A 1,634-nucleotide genomic window follows, 5' to 3' on the forward strand; every position below is an offset into this window, starting at 1 on the left:
GCCACGGATGCTGCCGTACACCGGGTCGGTCCGCCATAGCATGACGGCGGGCTTGTGCACGACCACCGGGAAGGGAGAGATCCGGTGAGTATCACGATCAACTGGGAGGCCGAGGCCGATCTCGTCGTCGTGGGCGGCGGGGTGGCCGGGCTGACCGCCGCGCGTACCGCGTCGCTGCGCGGGCTGCGGGTGCTCACGCTGAGCAAGGGCGGGCCGACCGATACCGCCACGCAGTACGCACAGGGTGGGATCGCCGTGGTGGCCCCGCACGGCGATTCGGTGGAGTCGCATGTCGAGGACACCGTGGTGGCCGGGGCCGGACTGTGTGATGAGGCGGCGGTCCGCTCGATCGTCGAGGGCGGGCGGGATGCCGTCGCCGCGCTCACCGATCTGGGCGCGGTCTTCGATCTCGGACGTGACGGGCAGGTCTCGCGGACCCGCGAGGGCGGACACAGTACGCGGCGCATCATCCACGCCGGGGGCGACGCCACCGGGGCCGAGGTGCAGCGGGCGCTGAACGCGGCGGGCCTGCCGGTGATCTTCGGTGCGGCAGTGGTCGAGATCCTGACCGGGCCGAGCGGCGTGCGCGGTGTACTCGCCCTATCCGACCGGGGTTTCGGTGTGGTGCACGCGCCCGCCGTGCTGCTGGCCACCGGCGGGCTCGGGCAGCTGTACGCGTGCAGCACCAATCCCGCCGGGGCGACCGCCGACGGCGTGGCGCTGGCCTTGCGCGCGGGCGCGGTGGTGGCGGATCTGGAGTTCGTGCAGTTCCATCCGACCGTGCTGTACGCGCGCGGTGGGCTGGGGCGGCGACCGCTCATCAGCGAGGCCGTGCGCGGTGAGGGCGCGATTCTGGTGGACACCGAGGGCAATTCGGTCACCGCCGGCGTGCACCCGCGCGGTGACCTCGCACCGCGCGACGTGGTGTCGCGGGCCATCGCGGCCCGCATGCGCGAACTGGGCACCGAGCACGTCTATCTCGATGCCCGCGCCATCGACGGTTTCGCCCAGCGGTTCCCGACCATCACCGCCTCCTGCCTGGCCGCGGCCATCGACCCGCGCACCGGACTGATCCCGGTCGCCCCCGCCGCCCACTACCAGTGCGGCGGCGTGGTCACCGACACCCACGGCCGCACCACCGTCCCCGGCCTGTACGCCGCGGGCGAGGTCGCGCGCACGGGCCTGCACGGCGCGAACCGGCTCGCCTCCAACAGCCTGCTCGAGGGCCTGGTGGTCGGCGAACGCGCGGGCGCGGCGGCCACCGAACGCCTCGGCGCAGCCGACCCCGTCACCGAAATCGGCCCCCTGCGCCTGCCCCGCGTCGACCGCACCGCCCTGCAACGGCTGATGACCGACCGCGCCGCCGTCGTCCGCGACGGCGACGGCCTGCGCGAGGGCGTGCTGCGCCTGCTCGAACTGCTCGCCGCCAGCGGCACCGGAACCGATTCCGGCGCAATCGATATCGCCGCCCCCGGGCCGGACGGCGGATTCGGTGCGCCACTCGCCTCGCCGCACGGATCGGGGCACGAGTCGCATGCCACACCACGCGACGACGTGGGCGGCATCACCTCGCGCGGACCGAGCGATCACGAGAGCGGTATTGCGTCACGCGGGCCGGGTGGTGCTGCGGGCGG

General features: G+C 74.0%; 1 protein-coding gene. It reads left to right on the forward strand.

Translation table 11 applies throughout. The annotated features are described in order from the left end of the window. Window positions 1-84: 84 nt before the first annotated feature. A partial coding sequence (locus tag QK444_RS36100) for an L-aspartate oxidase (protein ID WP_282786586.1) occupies window positions 85-1,634 on the forward strand: 1,550 nt, incomplete at its 3' end.

It is taken from the genome of Nocardia sp. CC201C, from assembly GCF_030010695.1.
In the GTDB taxonomy this organism is placed as follows: Bacteria; Actinomycetota; Actinomycetes; order Mycobacteriales; family Mycobacteriaceae; genus Nocardia; species Nocardia otitidiscaviarum.